The 21,797-nt window shown below is 76.8% G+C and carries 21 protein-coding genes; 3 read left to right on the top strand and 18 right to left on the bottom strand.

Annotated features, from left to right (window positions below; all coding sequences use genetic code 11):
• Nucleotides 1–3: 3 nt before the first annotated feature.
• The gene (locus ACI8AD_RS19955; RefSeq protein ID WP_456872267.1) at nucleotides 4–579 is read right to left on the bottom strand and encodes a TetR/AcrR family transcriptional regulator; all 576 of its coding nucleotides are present in this window, start codon (nucleotides 577–579) and stop codon (nucleotides 4–6) included.
• 90 nt (nucleotides 580–669) lie between these two features.
• Between ACI8AD_RS19955 and ACI8AD_RS19950 the strand changes: the two genes are divergently transcribed.
• A complete protein-coding gene (locus ACI8AD_RS19950; protein WP_456872266.1) occupies nucleotides 670–1,542 on the top strand; it encodes an SDR family NAD(P)-dependent oxidoreductase in 873 nt (290 codons plus the stop codon).
• 49 nt (nucleotides 1,543–1,591) lie between these two features.
• Here ACI8AD_RS19950 and ACI8AD_RS19945 read toward each other — a convergent pair whose 3' ends face one another.
• Both ACI8AD_RS19945 and ACI8AD_RS19940 read right to left on the bottom strand, forming a co-directional pair.
• Nucleotides 1,592–2,059: a hypothetical protein gene (locus tag ACI8AD_RS19945; protein ID WP_456872265.1), complete on the bottom strand. Its 468-nt coding sequence runs from the start codon at nucleotides 2,057–2,059 to the stop codon at nucleotides 1,592–1,594.
• Between the two features lie 258 nt (nucleotides 2,060–2,317).
• Nucleotides 2,318–4,255, bottom strand: a complete 1,938-nt coding sequence (locus ACI8AD_RS19940; protein WP_456872264.1) for a PucR family transcriptional regulator — start codon at nucleotides 4,253–4,255, stop codon at nucleotides 2,318–2,320.
• 267 nt (nucleotides 4,256–4,522) lie between these two features.
• On the opposite strand from ACI8AD_RS19940, the gene ACI8AD_RS19935 reads away from it, so the two are divergent.
• Nucleotides 4,523–5,512: a DUF2877 domain-containing protein gene (locus ACI8AD_RS19935; RefSeq protein WP_456872263.1), complete on the top strand. Its 990-nt coding sequence runs from the start codon at nucleotides 4,523–4,525 to the stop codon at nucleotides 5,510–5,512.
• A gap of 76 nt (nucleotides 5,513–5,588) precedes the next feature.
• On the opposite strand, the gene ACI8AD_RS19930 is transcribed toward ACI8AD_RS19935, so the two are convergent.
• From ACI8AD_RS19930 to rpe, 9 genes are all read right to left on the bottom strand, one after another.
• Nucleotides 5,589–6,404 (bottom strand): DUF899 family protein, encoded by an 816-nt coding sequence (locus ACI8AD_RS19930; protein WP_456872262.1) that lies wholly within the window; start codon nucleotides 6,402–6,404, stop codon nucleotides 5,589–5,591.
• A gap of 95 nt (nucleotides 6,405–6,499) precedes the next feature.
• Nucleotides 6,500–6,946 carry an SSI family serine proteinase inhibitor gene (locus ACI8AD_RS19925; RefSeq protein WP_456872261.1) on the bottom strand — a complete coding sequence of 149 codons (447 nt, stop codon included), beginning with the start codon at nucleotides 6,944–6,946 and terminating at the stop codon, nucleotides 6,500–6,502.
• Nucleotides 6,943–7,809 (bottom strand): ATP phosphoribosyltransferase, encoded by an 867-nt coding sequence (gene hisG, locus ACI8AD_RS19920; RefSeq protein WP_456872260.1) that lies wholly within the window; start codon nucleotides 7,807–7,809, stop codon nucleotides 6,943–6,945. Before hisG ends, ACI8AD_RS19925 begins: the two co-directional genes overlap by 4 nt.
• Before the next feature lie 31 nt (nucleotides 7,810–7,840).
• Nucleotides 7,841–8,104: a phosphoribosyl-ATP diphosphatase gene (locus ACI8AD_RS19915; protein WP_456872259.1), complete on the bottom strand. Its 264-nt coding sequence runs from the start codon at nucleotides 8,102–8,104 to the stop codon at nucleotides 7,841–7,843.
• On the bottom strand, nucleotides 8,101–8,628 hold the full coding sequence (gene ribH / locus ACI8AD_RS19910) for a 6,7-dimethyl-8-ribityllumazine synthase (protein ID WP_456872258.1): 528 nt from the start codon (nucleotides 8,626–8,628) through the stop codon (nucleotides 8,101–8,103). The genes ACI8AD_RS19915 and ribH overlap by 4 nt, the downstream gene beginning before the upstream one ends.
• Nucleotides 8,625–9,971, bottom strand: coding sequence for a bifunctional 3,4-dihydroxy-2-butanone-4-phosphate synthase/GTP cyclohydrolase II (locus ACI8AD_RS19905; protein ID WP_456872257.1), 1,347 nt, complete (start codon nucleotides 9,969–9,971; stop codon nucleotides 8,625–8,627). Before ACI8AD_RS19905 ends, ribH begins: the two co-directional genes overlap by 4 nt.
• Nucleotides 9,968–10,603, bottom strand: a complete 636-nt coding sequence (locus ACI8AD_RS19900; protein WP_456872256.1) for a riboflavin synthase — start codon at nucleotides 10,601–10,603, stop codon at nucleotides 9,968–9,970. The genes ACI8AD_RS19905 and ACI8AD_RS19900 overlap by 4 nt, the downstream gene beginning before the upstream one ends.
• A 1-nt stretch (nucleotide 10,604) precedes the next feature.
• Entirely contained in the window at nucleotides 10,605–11,666 is a 1,062-nt protein-coding gene (gene ribD, locus ACI8AD_RS19895; RefSeq protein ID WP_456872255.1) for a bifunctional diaminohydroxyphosphoribosylaminopyrimidine deaminase/5-amino-6-(5-phosphoribosylamino)uracil reductase RibD, read from the bottom strand.
• Nucleotides 11,663–12,337, bottom strand: coding sequence for a ribulose-phosphate 3-epimerase (gene rpe / locus ACI8AD_RS19890; RefSeq protein WP_456872254.1), 675 nt, complete (start codon nucleotides 12,335–12,337; stop codon nucleotides 11,663–11,665). The genes ribD and rpe overlap by 4 nt, the downstream gene beginning before the upstream one ends.
• Nucleotides 12,338–12,547: 210 nt before the next feature.
• Here rpe and ACI8AD_RS19885 point away from each other — a divergent pair, with 210 nt between their 5' ends.
• Nucleotides 12,548–14,812, top strand: coding sequence for an immune inhibitor A domain-containing protein (locus tag ACI8AD_RS19885; protein WP_456872253.1), 2,265 nt, complete (start codon nucleotides 12,548–12,550; stop codon nucleotides 14,810–14,812).
• A 52-nt stretch (nucleotides 14,813–14,864) separates the two neighbouring features.
• Here ACI8AD_RS19885 and ACI8AD_RS19880 read toward each other — a convergent pair whose 3' ends face one another.
• From ACI8AD_RS19880 to metK, 6 genes are all read right to left on the bottom strand, one after another.
• Nucleotides 14,865–15,389 carry a hypothetical protein gene (locus ACI8AD_RS19880; RefSeq protein ID WP_456872252.1) on the bottom strand — a complete coding sequence of 175 codons (525 nt, stop codon included), beginning with the start codon at nucleotides 15,387–15,389 and terminating at the stop codon, nucleotides 14,865–14,867.
• Nucleotides 15,390–15,441: 52 nt separating this feature from the next.
• Nucleotides 15,442–16,851 (bottom strand): RsmB/NOP family class I SAM-dependent RNA methyltransferase, encoded by a 1,410-nt coding sequence (locus tag ACI8AD_RS19875; protein ID WP_456872251.1) that lies wholly within the window; start codon nucleotides 16,849–16,851, stop codon nucleotides 15,442–15,444.
• Entirely contained in the window at nucleotides 16,848–17,825 is a 978-nt protein-coding gene (fmt, locus tag ACI8AD_RS19870; RefSeq protein ID WP_456872250.1) for a methionyl-tRNA formyltransferase, read from the bottom strand. The genes ACI8AD_RS19875 and fmt overlap by 4 nt, the downstream gene beginning before the upstream one ends.
• A complete protein-coding gene (def, locus tag ACI8AD_RS19865; protein WP_456872249.1) occupies nucleotides 17,774–18,307 on the bottom strand; it encodes a peptide deformylase in 534 nt (177 codons plus the stop codon). Before def ends, fmt begins: the two co-directional genes overlap by 52 nt.
• Nucleotides 18,308–18,477: 170 nt before the next feature.
• Entirely contained in the window at nucleotides 18,478–20,424 is a 1,947-nt protein-coding gene (locus tag ACI8AD_RS19860; RefSeq protein ID WP_456872248.1) for a primosomal protein N', read from the bottom strand.
• Nucleotides 20,425–20,548: 124 nt separating this feature from the next.
• Nucleotides 20,549–21,742 (bottom strand): methionine adenosyltransferase, encoded by a 1,194-nt coding sequence (metK, locus tag ACI8AD_RS19855; RefSeq protein ID WP_456872247.1) that lies wholly within the window; start codon nucleotides 21,740–21,742, stop codon nucleotides 20,549–20,551.
• Nucleotides 21,743–21,797: the final 55 nt, after the last annotated feature.

Raw genomic sequence — 21,797 nt, 5'->3', positions numbered from 1 at the left:
CGGTCAGAGCTCGAGCAGGCCGGGGAGCCGGTCGAGCGCGGCGGTGAGCAGCGCGGGCAGGTCGCCGGCGGCGCCGGTGAGCCAGTCGGCCTGCGCCACCTCGAAGCACCCGAGCGCCAGCTTGGCCAGCAGCAGCGCGTCGCCGGCCGGGACGCCCCGGGCGGTCAGCCCGTCGGCCAGCGCCGACTCCCACCGCCGGTGCTTGGCTGCGGCCCGGGCGGCCAGCGCCGGCACCGTGGCGACCACCTGCTCGCGGGTCAGCAGCACGTCCCGCAGCGGGGCCACCTGCTCGGCGATCCGCACCGCGGCCGTCCGCAGCGCCGCCCACGGCGGCAGCTCCGGCGGCACGTCGGCGACGGCGGCCGAGGCGGCGGCGAGCAGGTCGTCCTCGAGCCCGAAGAGCAGGTCCTCCTTGTCGGCGAAGAGCCGGAACAGGGTGCTGCGCGAGAGGTCGGCCGCCGCGGCGACCTGCTCGGTGCTGGTGGCGCCGTAGCCCTGGGCGGCGAACAGCGCGACGGCGCGGCGGGTCACCTCGGCCCGCGTGCGGCGGCGCCGGCGCTGCGCGGCGGTCTCGGTCACGCCGCCATGTTGACACGTCGTCCCGATGTGGCACAGAGTCCCACATCGGGACGCCGTCCCGGATCCTCCTCTCCCACCGCAGGAGCCGTCGTGGACAGGACCCGCACCGCACTGGTCACCGGCGCCACCTCCGGGCTGGGCCGGGTCACCGCCGGCCTGCTCGCCGCCACGCCGGGCTGGCGGGTGCTGCTCGGCGTCCGCGACGTCGCCCGGGGACGGCAGGTGGCCGCCACCCTCGGCCCGGGGACGGGCGTGGTGGAGCTGGACCTGGCCTCGCTGGCCTCCGTCCGCGCGGCCGCCGGCGAGATCACCGACCGGGGGCCGCTCGACGTCCTCGTGCTCAACGCCGGCGTCCAGGTGCGCAGCACCGGGACCGCCTCCGCCGACGGGTACGAGCTCACCTTCGCGGTCAACCACCTCGGCAACCACCTGCTCACCCGGCTGCTGCTGCCGCACCTGGCGCCGGGCGGCCGGGTCGTGGTGCTCAGCAGCGGCACCCACTTCGGCACGCTGCGGAAGTCCGGGCCCTACCCCCGGCCGCGCTGGGAGTCGCCGCGGGTGCTGGCCACCCCCCGCCCGGGGTCGGGTCAGGTGGCCTACGCGACGTCGAAGCTGGCCACCGTCTACTTCACCCGGGAGCTGGCCCGCCGCTGCCCCGACGTCGACGCCGTCGCCGTCGACCCCGGCCTGGTGCCGGCCACCGGCCTGGCCCGCGACTACCCGCTCTGGGCCCGGGCGGTGTACCGCACGCTGACCCCGCTGCTCGAGCGGCTCCCGGGGGCGCAGACGCCCGGGCAGGCCGCCGCCCAGCTCGCGGCGGTGGTCACCGGTCCGGACGGGACCAGCGGCCGCTACGTCGAGCGCGGCGTCGAGGCGCCCTCCTCTCCGGAGAGCCGCGACCCCGCCCGGGCGCGCGAGCTGTGGGACGTCAGCGACGAGCTGGTCGGGCTGGCGGCCCGCTGACCGCGACGCCCAGGGCCCGTCCTGCGGACCGGCTGAGCGTGGCGTCCTCCTACGGGTCGATGCGCTCGTAGGACAGCTGCAGGTCGTCCTCCCAGGGGCCGCCGTCGTGCGACATGGTCCCCCTCCCGTCGAGTCGGCTGCCGTCGCCGGAGACGGTGAGCACCATGCGCTGGGCGAAGCCCGCCTCGTCGCGGTGCCACGACACCTCGCCGTCGCCCGCCTCGACGGTGTACCGGCGGGAGACGCCCCGCTCGTCGGCGTACATCATCGTGAGGGTGCCGGCGGCGTCGTCCGAGCCGATCACCGCCACGGCGCTGGGGACCTCCGGCTCGTCCATCTCCGAGCGCACCACCACGAAGGCGCCGCCCTCGTGCCAGGCGAAGGACGTGCGGCCGTGGAAGGTCGTCCCCGGCACGAGGGGGTGCGTCCCGGTCGTGCGCCAGTCGCCCAGGAGCGGCGCCAGCGGCTCGAGTGCCGGGTTGCGGCGCTGCGCCTCGGAGCCGATCGGGGTCGTCATCTGCAGGAGTGTCGCAGCGCAGGGTCCACTCGGGGAGCCGGGTGCACCGAGGGACGGAGGCGTTCCCGCGGGAACGCCCCACCTCCGGATCGGGCGCGTCGACGGAACTCCGTGCACCCGGGGCCGGACGGTGTGCGCCGAGGGGCGGTCACGAGGCCGGGACGTGCGCGTCTCCGCACGTCGTCCGTCAGCAGCCCGTCCCTGGATCCGCCGCCACGGACGGGCGCCCGGGGACGGGCGAGATCCGCAGGACAGCGCCTAGACGAGGGCGTCGAAGCCGTCGTCGGGCGGGAGCAGGCCGGCGTCGACCGGCGGCCGGTGCGGCTGGTCGAGGCCGCGCATCCGGGCCGCGTGCAGCGCCAGCAGCAGGTTCAGCCGCAGCGTCGGGTCGGTGGTGAAGGGCCCCAGCAGCCGCTCGAGCTTGCCGATGCGGTAGCGCATCGTGTTGTAGTGGAAGTGCAGCCGGCGGGCGGACTCGGCGACGTTGAGGTTGGTCTCCAGCAGCACCCGCAGCGTCTCGCGCAGGTCGGCGGAGTCGGGGTCGGCGGCGTCGGCGAGCGAGCCGAGCACCTCGTCGACGTAGCTGCGCAGCTCGGTGCTGTCGGGGATGAGCGACAGCAGCCGGAACACGCCGAGCTGGTCGAAGTGGGTGACGGTGGCCGGGCCGTGGATCTCCTGGCCGACGCCGAGCGCCCGCTGCGCCTGCTGGTAGGCCTCCCCCAGCGCCGACAGCGACCCCGCCGGGCGGCCGATGCCGGTGGCCAGCACCCGGCCCACCCGCCGGACCCGGGCGTTGACCCGGCTGGTGACCGCGGTGACCAGCGCGGTGATCTCCTCGGGCGTGCGGCCGTCGAGCGGCAGCACCGTGACGATCTCGGTGAACAGCCCCGCCACCGCGGCCCCGGAGACCTCCGACTCCAGTGCGGCCCGCCAGCCGTCGGCGAGCCGGTCGAGGACGTCGAGGGCGCGGGTGGGGTCGGCGGCGGGGTCGGCGGCGGTCTCGGTGGCCGTCACCAGCACCACGACCGGGCCGTCGAGGCGCCAGCCGAAGGACCGGGTCTGGGCCAGCGCGCGCTCGGTGTGCCGCAGCGACCCGGCGACCAGCCGGCGGACCAGGTCGCCCTGGAACCGCAGCTCCACCGAGTGCACGGCCTGCTGCCGGATGACCGACAGCGCCGAGACGACGGCGGCCCGCTCGAGGACACCCCCGGCGCCGACCACCATCTGCCCGGTGCGGTGCACCGCCACCAGCCAGCCGTGCCGCTGCTCGCCGGCCATGATCGGCGCGACGGCGTACTCCCCCACCCCGCCGGGCAGCTCGTGGTGGCCCGGGACGAGCAGGATGCCGTCGGCCGGGGACAGGTCGGCGTCGGCGAGCACGTCGGCGGGGGTGACGACGGTCTGGTCGGCGCGCACGCCCGACAGGCGGTTGGCCGGCGCCATCATCGCCAGCTCGTCCTCGGCCTCGGCGTCGAGCAGCCACAGCCAGTCGCTGATCTCGATGACGTCCTCCGGCGGCCCGGCGCTGGTGACGATCTCGCGGTCGGGGCCCAGCCCCAGCACCGCAGCGCCCTCCAGGTAGGTGGCCAGCCGGTCGGTGACCTCGGCCAGGCCGCCGCCGCTGAGCGCGACGTCGATGAACTGGTCGTGCATGCGGGCGGAGAGGGTGAGCGCCTCGCCCTGCTTGCGCACGACCGCGCCGAGCACCTCCGACACCGCCTCGTCCATGCGCACGGTCGGCGGCAGCGCGAGCACCGGCAACCCGCGGCGCTCGGCCTCGGTGAGCACCTCGGCGGGCACGGCCGGCGGCCCCTCGGTCCGGCGGTAGGCCAGCGCCGCGGTGCCGGCCTGGTCGAGCCGGTCGACCAGCGCCCGGGCGTCGGCGGCGTCGGCCGGGGGCAGCCGGGCGCCGAGGACGACGACGACGTCGGGACCAGCGGTGGCCAGCGGGACCGCAGGGTCGTCGACCACCATGTGCCGCACCACCCGGTCCAGGCCCGAGCGGCCGGTGACGACCTCGGTCCCGGTGAGGCGGGGCAGCCGCAGGGCCTCGTCGAGCCGCAGGCCGACGCGGTCGCGCCACTCGTGCCGCGGGGTCGCCGCCCGCGCCGCCCCGGCGGACTGCCATCCGCGCGGGAACGACATCGGTGCGGTGGGGTAGGACCCGGAGGCCATCGAGACCTCACCCTGCGTCACGACTCGCCCTCCTAGTGGCCCGATGGTGTTCTCGAGTTGCTGGAACCTGGCAGGTGTGCCTGGACGGCACCCCCCATTCTTGGCCACATTCGCCATACGAGGACGTGCGACTCGCCGCTTAGCTTCGAAGCCGGCCAGTACCCGTCCGCTGGATGGTAGGCGGTCACCGATCCCGGTGCCCTCCCGCCTCCGGCGGTGGGACCGGCTCCGTGGGAGGACTCGAGCGGAGGGTCGCTCCCATTGTCCCGACGGGGAAGGACGAAGCGGATGCGCACCATCGACCACACCACCGGCGGCGCCGGCACGGAACGGGGACGCGCGGCCCGCGCCGGTGTCCCCCTGATCCCGCTCCCGCGCGCATCGGTCCAGGAGACGCTGCGGACGGCGTCGCCGGCCCGCCCCGCCTCCGCCGTCCCGTCCTCGGCCAGCACCGGGGTGGCCGACCTGCTGCGCGGTCCGGTGCGCCCGGCCCGCGTGCTGATGAGCGCCCCGGCGGCGGTCTACCTGCAGGTCCCCACCGACCGCGGCAGCGACGTCGTCGGCGTGCTGACCAGCGACGCCGCCCGGCTGCCGCTGGGCTGCGTGCTGTTCCGGCCGAGCAACGGCCGCCCGCTGGTCTCGCTGCCCAGCGGCGCCCCCGCCGAGGTGGGCGGCGGCCGCATCGTCGTCGGCGACCTGGTGGTGCGCGCCGCGGCGTGGTGGGACCCGCGGCCCCGGCTGCCCAGCCCGCGGCCGGCCCTGCTGCCCGAGGGCGTGCGCCAGCTGCGCACCACCCTCTACGGCGAGGGCGTGCCGCACAGCGCCTTCACCCTGCCCGGCCTGCCCGCCGGTCCCGGCGGGCCGCTGGCCGCGCTGCGCGGCGCGGTCCGCCGCGCCGACCTCGACGCGGCGCTGCGCACCGCGGCCCGGCTGGTGGGTCTCGGCCCCGGCCTGACCCCGGCCGGCGACGACGTCATGGCCGGCACCATGGCCGGCCTGGTGCTGCTCGGGCACCCGGCCGCCGAGCGGTTCGCCGCCGGCGTCTACTCCCTGGCCGCCGGCCGCACGACCGAGCTGTCGCGGGCGCTGCTGCGCCACGCGGCGGCCGGGCGGGTCAGCGGCGAGTACGCCGCGGTCCTGCAGGGCCTGGTCGGCGAGCGGCCGCTGGGCCCGGCGATCGAGGGCCTGCTGGCCACCGGCTCGACCAGTGGCCGGGCCATGGCGCTGGGCCTGTGCACCGCGATCGACCTGGTCGACCGCACCACGCGGGTGCGCTGACCCCACCGGCACCGACGACGGCGGCCCCCTCCCCACCCGGGGAGGGGGCCGCCGTCGCGTGCGGGCACCGGCCGCCTCAGCCGTGCCCGCCGTGGCGGCCGAGGGTCTGCTCGGGAGTCGCGCCGGGGCGGGTCCACTGCGGCACGGGGCGGCTGGTGGGACCCCAGGTGGCGTTCCCGTCGGCGTCGGAGCGCCAGTACCAGCAGATCGGCGCGCCGTGCCCGCCGACCGGTGAGCCGACCCGGGGCGGCTCGGGCCAGCCCTCGGGGACGTCCTCCCACCCCTCGCGGCGGCCGTAGGGCGTCATGTCGAGCAGGCCGAGGGTCCCGTCGGCCGGCTCGTTGCCCCGGCCGGTGGTGGAGTAGGTGAGGAAGGCCCGGTCGCCGTCGCGCAGGTAGCAGACGAGGTGCCCCTCCTCCGTGGCGATCCGCTCCTCCACGCCCCGCACCGAGTACCAGGGCTGGGTGTAGCCCATGAACTCGACGTACGGGGCCACCTCGTCCCACGCCCCCGAGGTCAGGACGGCGGAGGAGACGCCGCGGGCGTTGAGGTAGACGGCGTCCCGGAGGTGCCAGAGGTTGAAGGTGCAGCCCTCGCACTGCCCCTGGTGCGGCGTGCCGTCGTACCACATCGAGTGGTAGACGACGAGCTCGTCGCGGCCCTGGAACAGGTCGAGGAACGGGACCGGGCCGCCGGGTCCGGTGACCTCGACGGTCGCCTCGACCTCGACCATCGGCAGCCGGCGGCGGGCCGCGGCGATCGCGTCGCCCTCGCGGGTGTGGGCCTTCTCGCGGACCAGCAGCTCGTCGCGGGCGGCCTGCCAGGTGGCCCGGTCGACGACGGGCGGGCGGCCGGGCAGGCCGGTGGTCGGGTGGTCCGGGGTGGTCGTCACGGTGCCCTCCGGGGGTCTCGTGCCGGACGGCGTCCGGCGAGGGTCACCAGGAGGGACCCACCGCCCGGCCGGAACTCATCGCGGCCGGGGCGCCCTCAGTCCGGCAGCGGGTCGCCGGCGCCGACCGGACCGGGCAGCAGCGGGCCCAGGGCGTCCCACTGCGCGATCCGGCAGCCGTCGGTCCGCGACAGATCGAGGTCGACCGGGACGCCGCCCCAGGTGCCGGTGACGCGGGCGGTCTGCGGCCCGCCGTAGACCTCGGTGCAGGCCAGGTCGTCGGGCAGCGGCGCGAACGGGTCCTCGAGGCCGGCCAGGTGCGCGCAGGCCGCCGCCGGGTCGGGGTGGTCCCCGCCGGGGGCGTCCCCGCAGGTGAGCGTGTACCGCGCGGCGGCCGCCCCGTCGCCCGGGTCGACCTCGACGAGCAGCTCGTCGGCCGGCGGCCGGGTCGCCGCGCCCGGTCCGGTCGGCCCGCTCCCCCGGTCGGCGCAGCCGGCCGCGAGCAGCGCGGCCGCCAGGACCAGGGGTGCGCGGCGGCACCTCACAAGCGGCAGGCGTGGATGCTGGTGACCAGGATGGCGCGCGCGCCCAGCTCCCAGAGCTCGTCCATGACCCGGTTGGTGTCGCTCTGCCGCACCATCGCCCGCACCGCCGACCAGTCCGGCGTCTGCAGCGGGCTGACCGTCGGCCCCTCGAGGCCCGGGGTGAGCGCGGTGGCGCGCTCGAGCAGCTCGTTGGGGCAGTCGTAGTCGAGCATCACGTACTGCCGGGCGACCAGCACCCCGCGCAGCCGGCGGCGCAGCTGGGCGACGGCGGGGACCTCCTCGGCGCCCTCGCGGCCGACGAGCACCGCCTCGCTGGTCAGCAGCGGCTCGCCGATGATCCGCAGGCCCGCGGCGCGCAGCGTCGTCCCGGTCTCGACGACGTCGCAGACCGCGTCGGCCACCCCGAGCCGGCAGGCGGTCTCCACCGCGCCGTCGAGCCGGACCACGCCGGCCTTGATGCCCTGCTCCTGCAGGTGGTGCTGCAGCAGCACCGGGTAGGCGGTGGCGATGCGCCGGCCGGCGAGCTGCTCGACGGAGTCGATGCCGGACTCGACGGGGCTGGCGAACCGGAAGGAGGACCGGCCGAACCCCAGCGGCATCACCTCGACCGCGGCCGGGCCCTCGCCGTCGGCCGGGGTGGTCTCCAGCAGCATGTCGCGGCCGGTGATGCCGACGTCGAGGGTGCCGGATGCGACGTAGACGGCGATGTCGCGCGGGCGCAGGTAGAAGAACTCGGTGTCGCTGTCGGGGTCGTAGACGGCGAGGTCCTTGGTGCTGCGCCGCTGGCGGTAGCCGCTCTCGGCGAGCATCGCGGCCGCGGGCTCGCTGAGGACGCCCTTGTTGGGCACGGCGACACGCAGCACGACGGGACTCCTGGGAGGTTCGGGGGTGCGGTTACAGGTGGGTGTAGACGTCGGCGAGGGTCAGCCCGCGGGCGAGCATGAGGACCTGCACCCGGTAGAGCAGCTGGCTGATCTCCTCCGCCGTCCGCTCGGGGCCCTCGTGCTCGGCGGCCATCCAGGACTCCGCGGCCTCCTCGACCACCTTCTTCCCGGCGGCGTGCACGCCGTCGCGGACGGCGGTGACGGTGCCCGAGGCGGGGTCGCCGGCGGCGACCTTCGCCGACAGCTCGTCGAACAGCGCGTCGAACGTCTTCACGCCCGCCCCTGCCCGGCGGCCGGGGTGACCTGGAAGCCGGTGGTGTGCCGCGGCCCGCGCAGGTCGCGGAGGGTGAGCGCGGTGGCCAGCGCGGCGACCGCGGCCTCCCAGCCCTTGTCCTCGGCCGAGCCGGGCAGCCCGGCGCGGTCGCGGGCCTGCTGCTCGGTGTCGCAGGTCAGCACGCCGTTGCCGACCGGCCGGCCGGCGTCGAGCGCGACCCGGGTCAGGCCCGCGGTGACCGCGTCGCAGACGTACTCGAAGTGCGGCGTGCCGCCGCGGATGACGACCCCGAGGGCGACGACGGCGTCGTGCCGCTCGGCGAGTGCCTGGGCGACGACGGGCAGCTCCACGGCACCGGGCGCGCGGACGACGGTCGGCTCGGGGACCCCGCTGGCGCGGGCGGCCGCGACGGCGCGGGCGAGCAGGCTGTCGGTGATCTCGGCGTGCCAGGTGGTGGCGACGATGCCGAGGGAGAGCCCGGCGGCGTCGACCGCTCCCGCCTCGGGCCGGCCCTGACCGCTCACAGCCGCTGCTCCTGCTGCCCCAGCGGCACGTCGGTGCCCGGGACGGTGGCCGGGCTCGCGACCGGGCCCGGGGCCGGGCCGGCGACCGGGACGTCGGCCGGGCCGGACTCGGTCTCGGGCTCGATGATGTCGAGCAGGTGCCCCATCCGGTCGCGCTTGGTGCGCAGGTAGGACAGGTTCTCCGCGGTCACGTGGCTGGGCAGCGGCACCCGGCCGGTGATCTTCAGGCCGTAGCCCTCGAGGCCGGCGCGCTTGGCCGGGTTGTTGGTCAGCAGCCGCATGGTGTGCACGCCGAGGTCGACGAGGATCTGCGCGCCGGTGCCGTAGTCGCGGGCGTCGGCGGGCAGCCCCAGGTCGAGGTTGGCGTCGACGGTGTCCACGCCGGCGTCCTGCAGCTGGTAGGCCTGCAGCTTGTGCAGCAGGCCGATGCCCCGGCCCTCGTGCCCGCGGATGTAGAGCACGACCCCGCGGCCCTCCTGGGCGACGGCGGCCAGCGCCGCCTGCAGCTGGGGGCCGCAGTCGCAGCGCAGCGAGCCGAAGACGTCGCCGGTGAGGCACTCGGAGTGCACCCGCACCAGCACGTCCTCGCCGTCGCCGACGTCGCCGTAGACGAAGGCGACGTGCTCGCGGTCGTCGTAGGAGCTGCGGTAGCCGACGGCGGTGAAGGTGCCCGGCCCCAGCGGCACGGTGGCCTCGGCGACCCGCTCGACGAGCTTGTCGAAGCGCTTGCGGTAGGCGATGAGGTCGGCGATGGAGATCAGGCACAGGTCGTGCTCGTCGGCGAAGACCCGCAGCTCCTCGGCGCGGGCCATGCCGGTCGGGTCCTTCTCGCTGACCAGCTCGCACAGCGTGCCCGAGGGCCGCAGCCCGGCGAGCACGGCGAGGTCGACGGCGGCCTCGGTGTGCCCGGGCCGGCGCAGCACGCCGCCGTCCTTCGCGCGCAGCGGCACGATGTGCCCGGGCCGGGCGAGGTCGGCCGAGGAGGTCTGGGCGTCGGCGAGCAGCCGGATGGTGTGCGCGCGGTCGGCGGCGGAGATGCCGGTGGTCACGCCCTCGCGGGCGTCCACGGTGACGGTGTAGGCGGTGCCGCGGCGGTCCTGGTTGACCCGGAACATCGGCGGGAGGTCGAGCCGGTCGGCGTCGGCCTCGGTCACCGAGACGCAGATGTAGCCCGAGGTGTAGCGGACCATGAACGCCACGAGCTCGGGGGTGGCGAGCTCGGAGGCGAAGATGAGGTCGCCCTCGTTCTCGCGGTCCTCGTCGTCGATGACGACGACGGGGCGGCCGTCCTTGACCGCGGCGATCGCGCTCTCGACGGTGTCCAGGCGGACCGTTCCGGTCATCGGCGTGCTCCCAGCAGGCGTTCCACGTACTTGGCGATCACGTCGACCTCCAGGTTGACCGGGTCCCCCGGGGCGCGGCCGCCCAGCGTGGTCTCGCGCAGGGTGGCGGGGATGAGGCTCACCTCGAACCACGGCTCGGGGTCGTCGGCGGCGCTGAGCGCGCTGACCGTGAGCGAGACGCCGTCGACGGTGATCGAGCCCTTCTCCACGACGTAGCGGGCCAGCTGCCGAGGCACGGCCACGCGCACGACGTCCCAGTGCTCCCCGGGCGTGCGCGAGAGCACCGTGCCGACGCCGTCGACGTGGCCCTGGACGATGTGCCCGCCCAGGCGGGTGGTGGCGCTGACCGCCCGCTCGAGGTTGACCGGGTCACCGCCGGCGAGCCCGCCGAGGCTGCTGCGCCGCAGCGTCTCGGCCATGACGTCGGTGGACCACACGGCGGCGCCGTCGCCGTCGGGCTCGACGCCGGTGACGGTGAGGCAGACGCCGTTGACCGCGATGGAGTCGCCGAGGGAGACGTCCTCGAGCACGCGGCGGGCGCGGATGCGCAGCACCGCGGCGTCGCCCCGGGGTCCGCCGAGGTCCTCGCGCACGACGAGGGTGCCGACCTCCTCGACGATGCCTGTGAACACCTCAGTCCTCTCCGTCCGCCTGACGCCCGACACCAGTGTGCCGGGTGGGCCGCAGGCGCACCTGCACGTCCTCGCCCAGGACGGTGACGTCCCGCACGCGCAGGTCCAGCGCCGCGCCGACCGTCGTGATTCCCAGGTCCCCCACCAGCGAGGGACCGGCGCCGAGCAGCTTGGGCGCGAGGTGGACGACGGCCTCGTCGACCAGCCCGGCGCGCAGGAACGCGGCGGCCAGCGTGGGGCCGCCCTCGAGCAGCACCCGCCGGACGTCGCGGTCGAACAGCTCGGCGAGCAGCTCGGCCGGCCCGGCGGCGCGGCTGACCAGGGTCGGCGCGGCGCCGTCGAGGACCCGGGCGGTCGCCGGCAGCCGGCCGCGCCGGTCGTGCACCACGCGCAGCGGCTGCCGGGGCAGGTCGCGGCCCTCGGCGTCGCGGACGGTGAGCTGCGGGTCGTCGGCCAGGGCGGTGCCCGACCCGACGACGACGGCGTCGCAGGTGGCGCGCAGCGCGTGCACCGCGGCGCGGGCGACCGGCCCGGTGATCCAGCGGCTGGTGCCGTCGGCCGCGGCGACCCGCCCGTCGAGGGTGGCGCCGGCCTTCCAGACGACGAACGGCCGGCCCTCGCGGACGCCGGTCAGCCACGCGGCCAGCGCGCCCTCCTCCGCGGCCTGCCGCTCGACGCCGAGCTCGACGTCGACCCCTCCGGCGCGCAGCCGCTGCGCGCCGCCGACCGCGAGCTGCGTGGGCTCGGGCACCGCGACGACGACGCGGGCCACACCGGCGGCCAGCAGCGCGTCGGCGCAGGGGCCGGTGCGGCCGGTGTGCGCGCACGGCTCGAGGGTGACGACGGCGGTGCCGCCGCGGGCCCGCTCGCCGGCCTGCGCCAGCGCGCGCACCTCGGCGTGCGGTCCGCCGGGCGGGGAGGTGGCGCCCTCCCCCACCACCGCGCCGGCCGCGTCGAGGACGACGGCGCCGACGGCGGGGTTGGGGCTGGTGGTGCCGAGGACGGACGCGCCGAGCTCGCGCGCCCGGCTCATGGCGGCCGACTCGACCGGGGTCACGCTCACCCGGCGACGGCCGCGGCCGCCTGCGCCCGGAGCCCGGCGATGGCGCGGGCGGGGTCGTCGGCGCCGTAGACGGCCGAGCCCGCGACGAAGACGTCGGCGCCCGCCTCGGCGGCCTGCTCGATGGTGTCGGCGTTGACGCCGCCGTCGACCTCGACCAGCAGCGTGAGGTGGCCGGTGTCGACCAGCTCGCGGGCGCGGCGGACCTTGGGCAGCACCTCGGCGATGAACGCCTGCCCGCCGAAGCCGGGCTCGACGGTCATGACCAGCAGCGTGTCGAACTCGCGCAGGACGTCCTCGTAGCGCTCCAGCGGGGTGCCGGGCTTGATCGCCAGGCCGGCCAGGGCGCCGGCGGCACGCAGGTCGCGGGCGACGTCGCGCGGGTCCCCGGTGCAGGCCTCGGCGTGCACGGTGACGTTGCGGGCGCCGAGCTCGGCGTAGCCGGGGGCCCAGCGCTCGGGCGCCTCGATCATCAGGTGGCAGTCCAGCGGGACGGGGCTGACCCGCGCGATGGCCTCGACCACCGGGCCGCCCAGGGTCAGGTTGGGCACGAAGTGGGCGTCCATGACGTCGACGTGCAGCCAGTCGGCGTCGGCCACGCGGGCCACCTCGTCGGCCAGCCGGGCGAAGTCCGCGGACAGCAGGCTGGGGGCGATCATCGGGGTCCGGGCCACGCCGTCCGAGTCTAGGTGCGGGCCGATCACCGGCCCGCCGGGCCCGGTCGGACCCCGTCAACGGACCGCGCCGTCTCGTTTGTTACGGCTTGGTCACGGTCTGTCGACATGTCTCCCTCCGCTACCTAGCGTCAGCCCGGGCTGCCCGAGCGTGACCCTCGGTGGTTCCCCACCGGCGGTCGGCGGCCCTCGTCCGACAAGGGAGACGGTTTGACGAAGAGAGCTCTGCCCCTGGTCGTGGGTGCCGCGCTGGTCGTGGCCCTGCCCGCGACCGCGAGCGCGGCACCACCTCCGGCGGACCCCGGCGCGGCCCCCGCCCGGGCGCACGACCTGCCCCACCCGCTCGGCGACAAGCAGCGCGAGCTGCGCGAGCAGGCCCTCGAGGAGGTCCTCTCCGGCGAGGCCACGCCGTCCGGGGACAACAGGGTGGTCGAGGTCGCGCGCGGCCAGTACGTCGAGCTGGCCCAGGAGGACAGCGACGCGATCTGGACCGTGCTCGGCGAGTTCGGCGACCTGTCGCACAACGCGATCCCGCAGCCGGACCGCAGCGTGGACAACACCACCATCTGGGCGCAGGACTTCTCGCAGGCCCACTACGACGAGATGCTCTACTCGTCGGCCGCCGGCGTGAACTCCGTCGCGAACTACTACGAGGAGCTGTCCTCGGGCCGCTACACCGTGACCGGCGAGGTCGAGGACTGGGTCACCGTCGACGACCACCCGGCGTCCTACTACGGCGAGGGCGGCGACGGCCGGCGTCCGTGGGAGTTCGTCAACGAGTCGGTGAACACCTGGTACGCCGACCAGCTGGCGGCGGGCCGGACGGCCGAGGAGATCGACGGGTACCTCGCGCAGTTCGACGTCTGGGACCGCTACGACCACGACGGCGACGGCGAGTTCGACGAGCCCGACGGCTACATCGACCACTTCCAGGCCGTGCACGCGGGCATGGGCGAGGAGGTCGGCGGCGGCGTCCTCGGTGCCGACGCCATCTGGAGCCACCGCTGGTACAACCAGACCACCCGCGTCGGGGCCGGCGGCCCGACCGTCGACGGCGAGGTGAACCCGCTCGGCGGCACCCGGGTCGGCGGGTCGCGGTTCTGGATCGGGGACTACACGATCGAGCCGGAGAACGGCGGCGTCGGCGTCTTCGCCCACGAGTTCGGCCACGACCTCGGCCTGCCCGACCTCTACGACACCTCCGGCAACAGCGGCGGCGCGGAGAACAGCACCGCGTTCTGGACGCTGATGTCCTCGGGCTCCTACGGCAACAGCGGCGAGCCCGCCGACGGCATCGGCACCCGGCCCACCCACATGGGCGCGTGGGAGAAGATCCAGCTGGGCTGGCTGGACCCCCAGGTGGTGCGGTCGGGGACCACGGCCAACGTGAAGCTCGGCCCGGCCACGGCGACCACCAAGCAGGCGCAGGCGCTGGTCGTCGTGCTGCCCGACCGCGAGGTCACCACGACCATCGGCACGCCGTTCGAGGGCCCGGACTTCTGGTACTCGGGCGCCGGTGACGACCTCGACAACACGATGCTGACCGCGCTGCCCGCCGGTGCCGCGACGCTCACCGCGAAGGTGGAGTACCAGATCGAGCAGGACTGGGACTACGCCTACGCCGTCTACACCACCGACGGCGGGAAGACGTTCACCTCGCTGCCGACGAACCGGTCGACGTCCACCGACCCCAACGGCCAGAACGCCGGTCAGGGCATCACCGGCAGCACCGGCGGCCAGTGGGTCGACCTGTCCGCCTCGCTGGCCGGCGTCCCGGCCGGTGCCCAGGTGGGCTTCCGCTACTGGACCGACGGCGCGGCCACCGAGCCGGGCCTGCAGGTGGACGCGGTCGCGGTCGACGGCACCGCGGTGACCGACTGGGCCCTCGACGGGTTCACCGTCTCCACCGGCACGGCGACGCAGTCGTTCTTCAACGCCTACATCGCCGAGAACCGGGCCTACACCGGCTACGACGCCGGCCTGCGCACCGGGCCGTACAACTTCGGCGACCCGGAGCACCCGGACTGGGCCGAGCGGCTGCCGTACCAGGACGGCCTGCTGATCAGCTACTGGAACACCCAGTACGCGGACAACAACGTCGGCGCCCACCCGGGTGCCGGGCTGATCCTGCCGGTCGACGCCCACCCGGGGCTGCTGTACGAGCCGACCGACGACGAGGCCGACGCCGCCGCCGGTGAGAGCTGGCGGCCGCGGATCCAGTCGCACGACGCCACCTTCGGGCGGCAGGCGACCGACCGGATCACGCTGCACGACCCGGACACCGGGGTGGCCGGCAGCTACGGCGGGCTGCCCGCCGTGCCGACCTTCGACGACACGCAGGACTGGTACGTGGCCCCGGGTGAGCAGCCCGACGCCAACGGCTGGAGCGGCGTGGACGTGCCGAGGACCGGCACCCGGATCACCGTGGTGAGCACCAGCGCGCACGACGGGTTCATGCAGGTGCGGGTGAACTGACCCGCAGCAGGACGGACGGCCCCCCGGCGCACGCCGGGGGGCCGTTCCGCACTCAGGCGGGGGCCCGGTCCCGGTCGGGCAGCGCCACCCACTCCGCCCAGGTGAGGTCCCGGCCGACGTACCGGGGTGCCCGCAGCGGCCAGTCGGCGGCCAGCCAGCGCGGCACGAACGCGTCCAGCGCCGCCTCGACCTCGCTGCCGACCAGCCGGTCGACGACCCACCAGGAGACCTCGGCGTCGGCGTCGCCGGCCTTGGTCGGCGGGTCGATGTACAGGCAGCCGAGCAGCTCGGCCTCGTCCTCCTCGAACAGGCCGTAGAGGAAGCTCTCGTGCGCCTCGATCTCGCGCTCGTGGTGGGCCAGGTCCTCGCGGTCCTGCTCGGGGGTCATGTGCGCCGGCGGCCAGCCCCACGCCTCGCCGTAGATCCCCCACAGCCGCTCGCGCGAGCCCATGACGGCCGGGAAGTCGATCTCGGTGTCGGCCGGGCCCATCGGCCGCAGGTGCTGGCCGGTGGGCAGGTCGGCCCGGAGGGGGTGGGCGAAGTCGTCGGGGAGCCAGGTGCTGGAGGGTGCGGACACGGCGGGGCACGCTAGGCGACGACGGCGGCGCGCGACACCCCCGCCGGCGCGGTCAGCGGGTGCGGCGGAGCAGGGCCAGGAACATCGCGTCCGTGCCGTGCCGGTGCGGCCACAGCTGCCCGTACCGGCCGCGCTCGACCCCGGGCACCCCGGGGAACAGCGGCGCCACCGGGAGCACCTCGACGTCGTCGCGCGCGGCCGCGGCGTCGGCGACCGCGACGGTCTCGGCGGCGTGCGGCGAGCAGGTCACGTAGGCGACCACCCCGCCGGGCCGCACGGAGGCCAGCGCCGCGTCCAGCAGCGCCGTCTGCAGGTCGACCAGCGGGCCGACGTCGCCGGGCGTGCGCCGCCAGCGCACCTCCGGGCGGCGGCGCAGTGCGCCCAGCCCGGTGCACGGCGCGTCCAGCAGCACCCGGTCGAAGGAGCCCGGCGCCCACGGCGGCTCCCGCCCGTCGGCCACGAGCACCTCGACGTCGTCCTCGCCGGCCAGGGCGCCGCGGACCAGCTCGGCGCGGTGCGGCGCGCGGTCGGCGGCGGTGAGGTGCACCCCGGCCGGGCGGACGGCGGCCAGCAGCCCCGCCTTGCCGCCGGGGCCGGCGCAGACGTCCAGCCAGCGCGCGTCGGGACCCTCCAGCGGGGCGCGGGCGAGCAGCAGCGCGGCGAGCTGGCTGCCCTCGTCCTGCACCGCGGCCGTGCCGGCGCGCACCGACGGCAGCCGCCCGGGGTCGCCCCCGCCGAGGCGCACCGCGTACGGCGACCACGGGCCCGGCGTTCCCCCGGACTCCGCCGCGAGCGCGTCCCGGGCCACGTGGCGGGCGACCAGGTGCACCTCGGGGGCGGCGTCGTCGGCGAGCAGGGCGTCCTCGAGCTCGGCGTCCCCGGCCTCGTCACTGCCGCCGAGGGCCTCGCGCCAGGCGGCCACGATCCACTGCGGGTGGTCGGTGGCCAGGCCCAGGCGCCGGTCGCCGTCGGCGTCCAGCCGCGCCAGCCACGCGGCCCGGTCGCCGCCGGCGGCCACCTTGCGCAGGACGGCGTTGGCCAGCCCGGACGCGCCGGACCCGACGATCGCGCGGACGAGGTCGACGGTGGTGGCGACGGCGGCGTGCGCGGGCACCCGCAGGTCGAGCAGCTGGTAGGCGCCCAGGCGCAGCAGGTCGAGCAGCCGGCGGTCGAGCTCGTCGAGCGGGCGGTCGACCAGCCCGGCGAGGACGGCGTCGAGGGTGCCCTGCGCGCGCAGCGCGCCGTAGGCGAGCTGGGTGGCGAAGGCGGCGTCGCGGGGCTCGAGGTCGCGCTCGCGCAGCAGCTGGGGCAGCAGCAGGTTGGCGTAGGCCTCCCGCGCGGAGACGCCGTCGAGGACGTCGTAGGCGGTGAGCCGGGCGCCGTCGAGGGGTGCCCGGCGGGGCGGGCGGCGGTCGCGCCGGCCGCCGCGGGGACCGGCCGGGCGCCGGGGCGGGCCGCTCACGTCCCGAACCGCTCCCCCGGCCGCGGGCGGGCGCCGCGCGCCCAGTCGGCGGCCGGCTGCACCCGCTTGCCGGCCGGCTGCACCTCGCCGAGCCGCACGGCGCCGCGGCCGGTGCCGACGACGACGCCGCCCCGGTCCACCGCCACCTCGCCCGGCGCCGGTGCGGGCGCGTCCGGCAGCGGCTCCACCGGACCGAGCCGGAGCCGGTCGCCGCGCCAGGTGGTCCACGCGCCCGGCGCCGGGGTCACCCCGCGCACCCGCCGGTCGACGACGTGCGCCGGCAGGCCCCAGTCGACCTCGGCGTCGGCGGTCTCGATCCGCGGGGCCAGGCTGACGCCGTCGGCCGGCTGCGGGCGCGCCTGCAGGGTGCCGGCCTCGATGCCGTCGAGGGTGGCCACCAGCAGCCGGGCGCCGCTGACGGCGAGCCGGCCGAGCAGGTCACCGGCGGTGTCGCGCGGGCCGATCGGCTCGGTGACCACGCCGAACACCGGCCCGGTGTCGAGGCCCTGCTCGAGGCGGAAGGTGCAGGCGCCGGTGACCTCGTCCCCGGCCATGACCGCGTGCTGCACGGGCGCGGCGCCCCGCCAGGCCGGCAGCAGCGAGAAGTGCAGGTTGACCCACCCGTGCCGGGGCAGGTCGAGGGCGGCCGGCGGCACCAGCGCGCCGTAGGCGACCACCGGCGCGCAGTCGACGGCGAGGTCGGCCAGCTGCGCGAGGAACTCCGGCTCGCGCGGCGAGCGGGGCTGCAGCACCGGCAGGCCGGCGGCGTCGGCGCGCTCGGCGACCGGGGAGCGGCTCACCGTCCGGCCGCGGCCGGAGCGGGCGTCAGGCCGGGTGAGGACGGCGGCGACCTCGTGGCCGGAGGCGAGCAGCGCGTCGAGGGAGGGGACGGCCGCCTCGGGCGTCCCGGCGAAGAGCAGCCTCAGTGGGGGCTCACCTCCACCCGCGGGACCCAGGCGGCCATGTCCCTCCACTCGGCCTCGGCCAGCGCGGCGAGGGCGGCGGCGCGGGCCCCGGGGTCGAGCCGGTCGACGAACACGACGCCGTCGAGGTGGTCGACCTCGTGCTGCACCGCGCGGGCGAGCAGGTCCGAGCCCTCGACGCGGACCGGGTCGCCGTGCTGGTTCCAGCCGGTGGCGACCACGTGCAGGTGGCGGCGGCAGTCGAAGCGGTACCCGGGGATGGACAGGCAGCCCTCGGGCGCCTCCTCCGTCTCGTCGCCGACCAGGTCGAGCGAGGGGTTGACCAGGTGGCCGACCTCGCCGTCGACGTACCAGGTGAACACCCGCAGGCCGACGCCGATCTGCGGCGCGGCCAGGCCCGCTCCCCCGGCGGCGTGCATGGTCTCGGTCAGGTCGGTGACCAGCCGCCGCAGCTCGGCGTCGAAGTCGACGACGGGCGCCGCGGGCCGGTGCAGGACCGGGTCGCCGAGCAGCCGGATGGGGGTGACGCTCACCGGTCCAGCGTAGGTGGCGCCCTCCGCGCACTTCCGCGGAAGTGCCCGGGCGGTCGCTCGGGCCGCCCCGCGCGCGACGATCAGGTGAGCTCAGCGCACCGCGTCCTGGCTCAGCTCCGGCGGTGAGCCAGGACACCGCACGATCAGGTCACCTGATCGTGCGTCCGCCGTCAGACGAGCTCGAGTGGGTCGAGCTGGACGCGCACGTGCTCGCGCGCCTTGCGGGCACTGCGCACCCCCTGCACCGCAGCCAGCGCGGTGGCCAGCGCGGCACCCTCCCCCCGCGGCACCCGCACCAGGTACCGCGCCCGCTCGCCCTCCTGCCCCGGCCGCGGTGGCTCCGGGACCGGCCCGAGCAGGTCGGCGCCGTCGGGCAGCCGGGCGGCGTCGAGGAACTCCGCCAGGGCCGCCGGCGACCCCGAGACGGCGGCCATCCGGGTGGCCGGGGGGAAGCCGAGGGCGCGGCGGTCGGCGAGCTCGCGCGCGGCGAGCCAGCCCGGGTCCCAGCGCACCAGCGCCTGGACGACGGGGTGCGCGGCGTCGGCGGCGACGACGACCGAGCCGTGCGGGCGCACCAGCGTGGCGGCGTTCATCCAGCGGCGCAGCGTCTCCTCCCCCGCCCGCAGGTCCGCGCGCCCGAGCAGCGCCCACGAGTCGAGCAGCAGCGCGGCGCCGTAGCCACCCTCGGCCACCGGCTCGGCGCCCGGCGTGGCCACGACCAGGGCCGGACCGGACGGCACCGACGGCACCACCCCGGAGGAGCGCCCCGACACCCGCACGGGCGCGCCGGGGAACGCACGGCCGAGCTCCTCGGCGGTCCGGGCGGCGCCGACGACGGAGGCGCGCAGCTTGCTGCCGTGGCAGTGCGGGCAGTCGAAGGTGGCCGCCGGGCGGGCGCACCAGCGGCAGGCCGGCACCCGGGAGCCGCCCGGGCCCGGGGTGGGTGCGATGCCCAGCGGTCCGGAGCAGACGGCGCACCGGGCCGGTGCCCGGCAGCGGTCGCAGGACAGCCCCGGCGCGTACCCGGCGCGCGGCACCTGGACCAGCACCGGGGCGCCCTCGGCCAGCGCCGCGCGGGCCACCCGGTGGGCGAGGCTGGGCAGCCGGGCGGTGCGCGCCGCGGGGTCGCGGGCGAGCTCGGAGTCCTCGCCGAGGGCCTGCACGCGCGGGCCGGCCGCGCGCAGCGTGACGCGGTCGGCGACGAGCTCGTGCGCCCAGCCGCTCTCCACCAGCAGCGCCGCCTCCGCCGTCCGCGCGGTGGCCGCGACCACCGCCGCGCACGAGGCCAGGTGGGCGCGGTGCAGCAGCACGTCGCGGGCGTGCGCGTAGGGCGCCCGGGGCTCGGCGTGCAGGTCGTCGCCGTCGTCCCAGACCACCACCAGGCCGAGGTCGGCGACCGGCGCGAACACCGACGCCCGGGTGCCGAGGACGACCCTCGCGCTGCCGCGGGCGGCGTCGAGGAACCGGCGGTAGCGGGCGTCGGGGGCGGCGTCGGCGCGGAGCACGACGAACGACCCCGCCGGCAGCCGCGCCGCGGCCGCGGCCTCCAGCCGGTCGAGGTCGCGGCCGTCGGGGACCACCACCAGCGCCCCGCGCCCGCCCGACAGCGCCGCCTGGCACAGCTCGGCCAGCCGGGCGGGCCAGTCCTCCCCCGGCAGCGCCGTCCACACCGCGCGGGCCGGGCGGCCCTCGGCGACGGCGGCCAGCAGCGCCGGCCCGGTCGGGTAGCGCGCGAAGCCGGCCGGGTCCGGGGGCGCCGGGGGCGCGGGCGGCTCGGCCGGCGGGCGCTTCTCGGCGGCGGCCCGGCGGGGCGGGACGGCCAGCCTCAGCACGTCGGGCAGCGTGCCGCCCCAGCGCTCGGCGACGGAGCGGGCCAGCGCGGCGACCTCCGGGGTGAGCACCGGCTCGGACGAGACCAGCTTGGTCAGCGGCGCGAGCGCCCGGCCGGACTCGCTGACGTCGGTGAGCTCCAGGACGAACCCGTCGACCAGCTGTCCGGCGAACCGCACCCGCACCCGGCACCCGGCCCGCACCTCGCCGGCCAGCTCGTCGGGGACGGCGTAGTCGAAGGCCCGGTCGAGGTGCGCCAACGGCACGTCGACGACGACCCGCGCCACCCGCGGCGTGCGGGTGCCCGGGCCGGCCGGCGCGTCCTGCGCGGGAGCCGAGGTCAGGGGGTCCTCCGTTCCGGCGGGGTCGTCGCGCAGCAGTGTCCCCGCCGGGTACGACGGTGCCGTGCGCTCAGCCCGCGGCGGAGCGCAGGGCCTCCACGCGGTCGGTGCGCTCCCACGGCAGCTCGACGTCGGTGCGGCCGAAGTGGCCGTAGGCGGCGGTGGGCCCGTAGATCGGCCGCAGCAGGTCCAGGTCGCGCACGATCGCGCCCGGCCGCAGGTCGAACACCGTGGTGACCGCCTTCTCCAGGACGTCGTCGGGCACGGTGCCGGTGCCGTGGGTGTCGACGAACAGCCCGACCGGGTGCGCGGCGCCGATCGCGTAGGCCACCTGCACCTCGCAGCGGCGCGCCAGGCCCGCGGCGACGACGTTCTTGGCCACCCAGCGCATCGCGTAGGCACCCGACCGGTCGACCTTCGAGGGGTCCTTGCCGGAGAAGGCGCCGCCGCCGTGGCGGGCCATGCCGCCGTAGGTGTCGACGATGATCTTGCGGCCGGTGAGGCCGGCGTCGCCCATCGGGCCGCCGATGACGAACTTGCCGGTCGGGTTGACCAGCAGCCGGTAGCCCTCGGTGGGCAGGCCGAGCGCGGTCAGCTCCGGCTCGACGACGAGCTCCTGCACGTCGGGGGTGAGCAGCTGCTCGATGGAGATGTCCTCGGCGTGCTGGGACGAGACGACGACGGTGTCGACGCCGACCGGCCGGTCGTCCTCGTAGACGACGGTGACCTGGGTCTTGCCGTCGGGGCGCAGGTAGGGCACCGAGCCGTCCTTGCGGACCGCCGACAGCCGGCGCGCGAGCCGGTGCGCCAGCGCGATCGGCAGCGGCATCAGCTCGGGGGTCTCGTCGGTGGCGTAGCCGAACATCAGGCCCTGGTCGCCGGCGCCCTGCCGCTCGATCTCGTCGTCGGCCGCGCCGGAGGTGCGCGCCTCGTAGGCGGTGTCGACGCCCTGGGCGATGTCGGGCGACTGGGCGCCGATGGAGACGCTCACGCCGCAGGAGGAGCCGTCGAAGCCCTTGCGGGAGGAGTCGTAGCCGATCCGCAGCACGGTCCGGCGGACGACGTCGGCGATGTCGACGTAGCCGGCGGTGGTGACCTCGCCGGCGATGTGCACCTGCCCGGTGGTGATCAGGGTCTCCACCGCGACCCGGCTGTGCGGGTCCTGGGTGAGCATCTCGTCGAGGATCGCGTCGCTGATCTGGTCGGCGATCTTGTCCGGGTGGCCCTCGGTCACCGACTCGGACGTGAAGAGGCGGCGTGGCACTCGGTTCTCCCTGCTTCGGTGACGGGCTCGCGGTCACGAGGTGGGGCGCGGGGCG

It is taken from the genome of Geodermatophilus sp. SYSU D00766 (genome assembly GCF_054049915.1).
This window is presented reverse-complemented; position numbering and strand designations above follow the sequence as displayed.

Excerpts from the sequence above, each read along its gene's own strand:
- ACI8AD_RS19945 (WP_456872265.1), bottom strand. The coding sequence starts at position 2,059 with ATGACGACCCCGATCGGCTCCGAGGCGCAGCGCCGCAACCCGGCACTC.
- ACI8AD_RS19935 (WP_456872263.1), top strand. The coding sequence starts at position 4,523 with ATGCGCACCATCGACCACACCACCGGCGGCGCCGGCACGGAACGGGGA.
- ACI8AD_RS19905 (WP_456872257.1), bottom strand. The coding sequence starts at position 9,971 with ATGACCGGAACGGTCCGCCTGGACACCGTCGAGAGCGCGATCGCCGCG.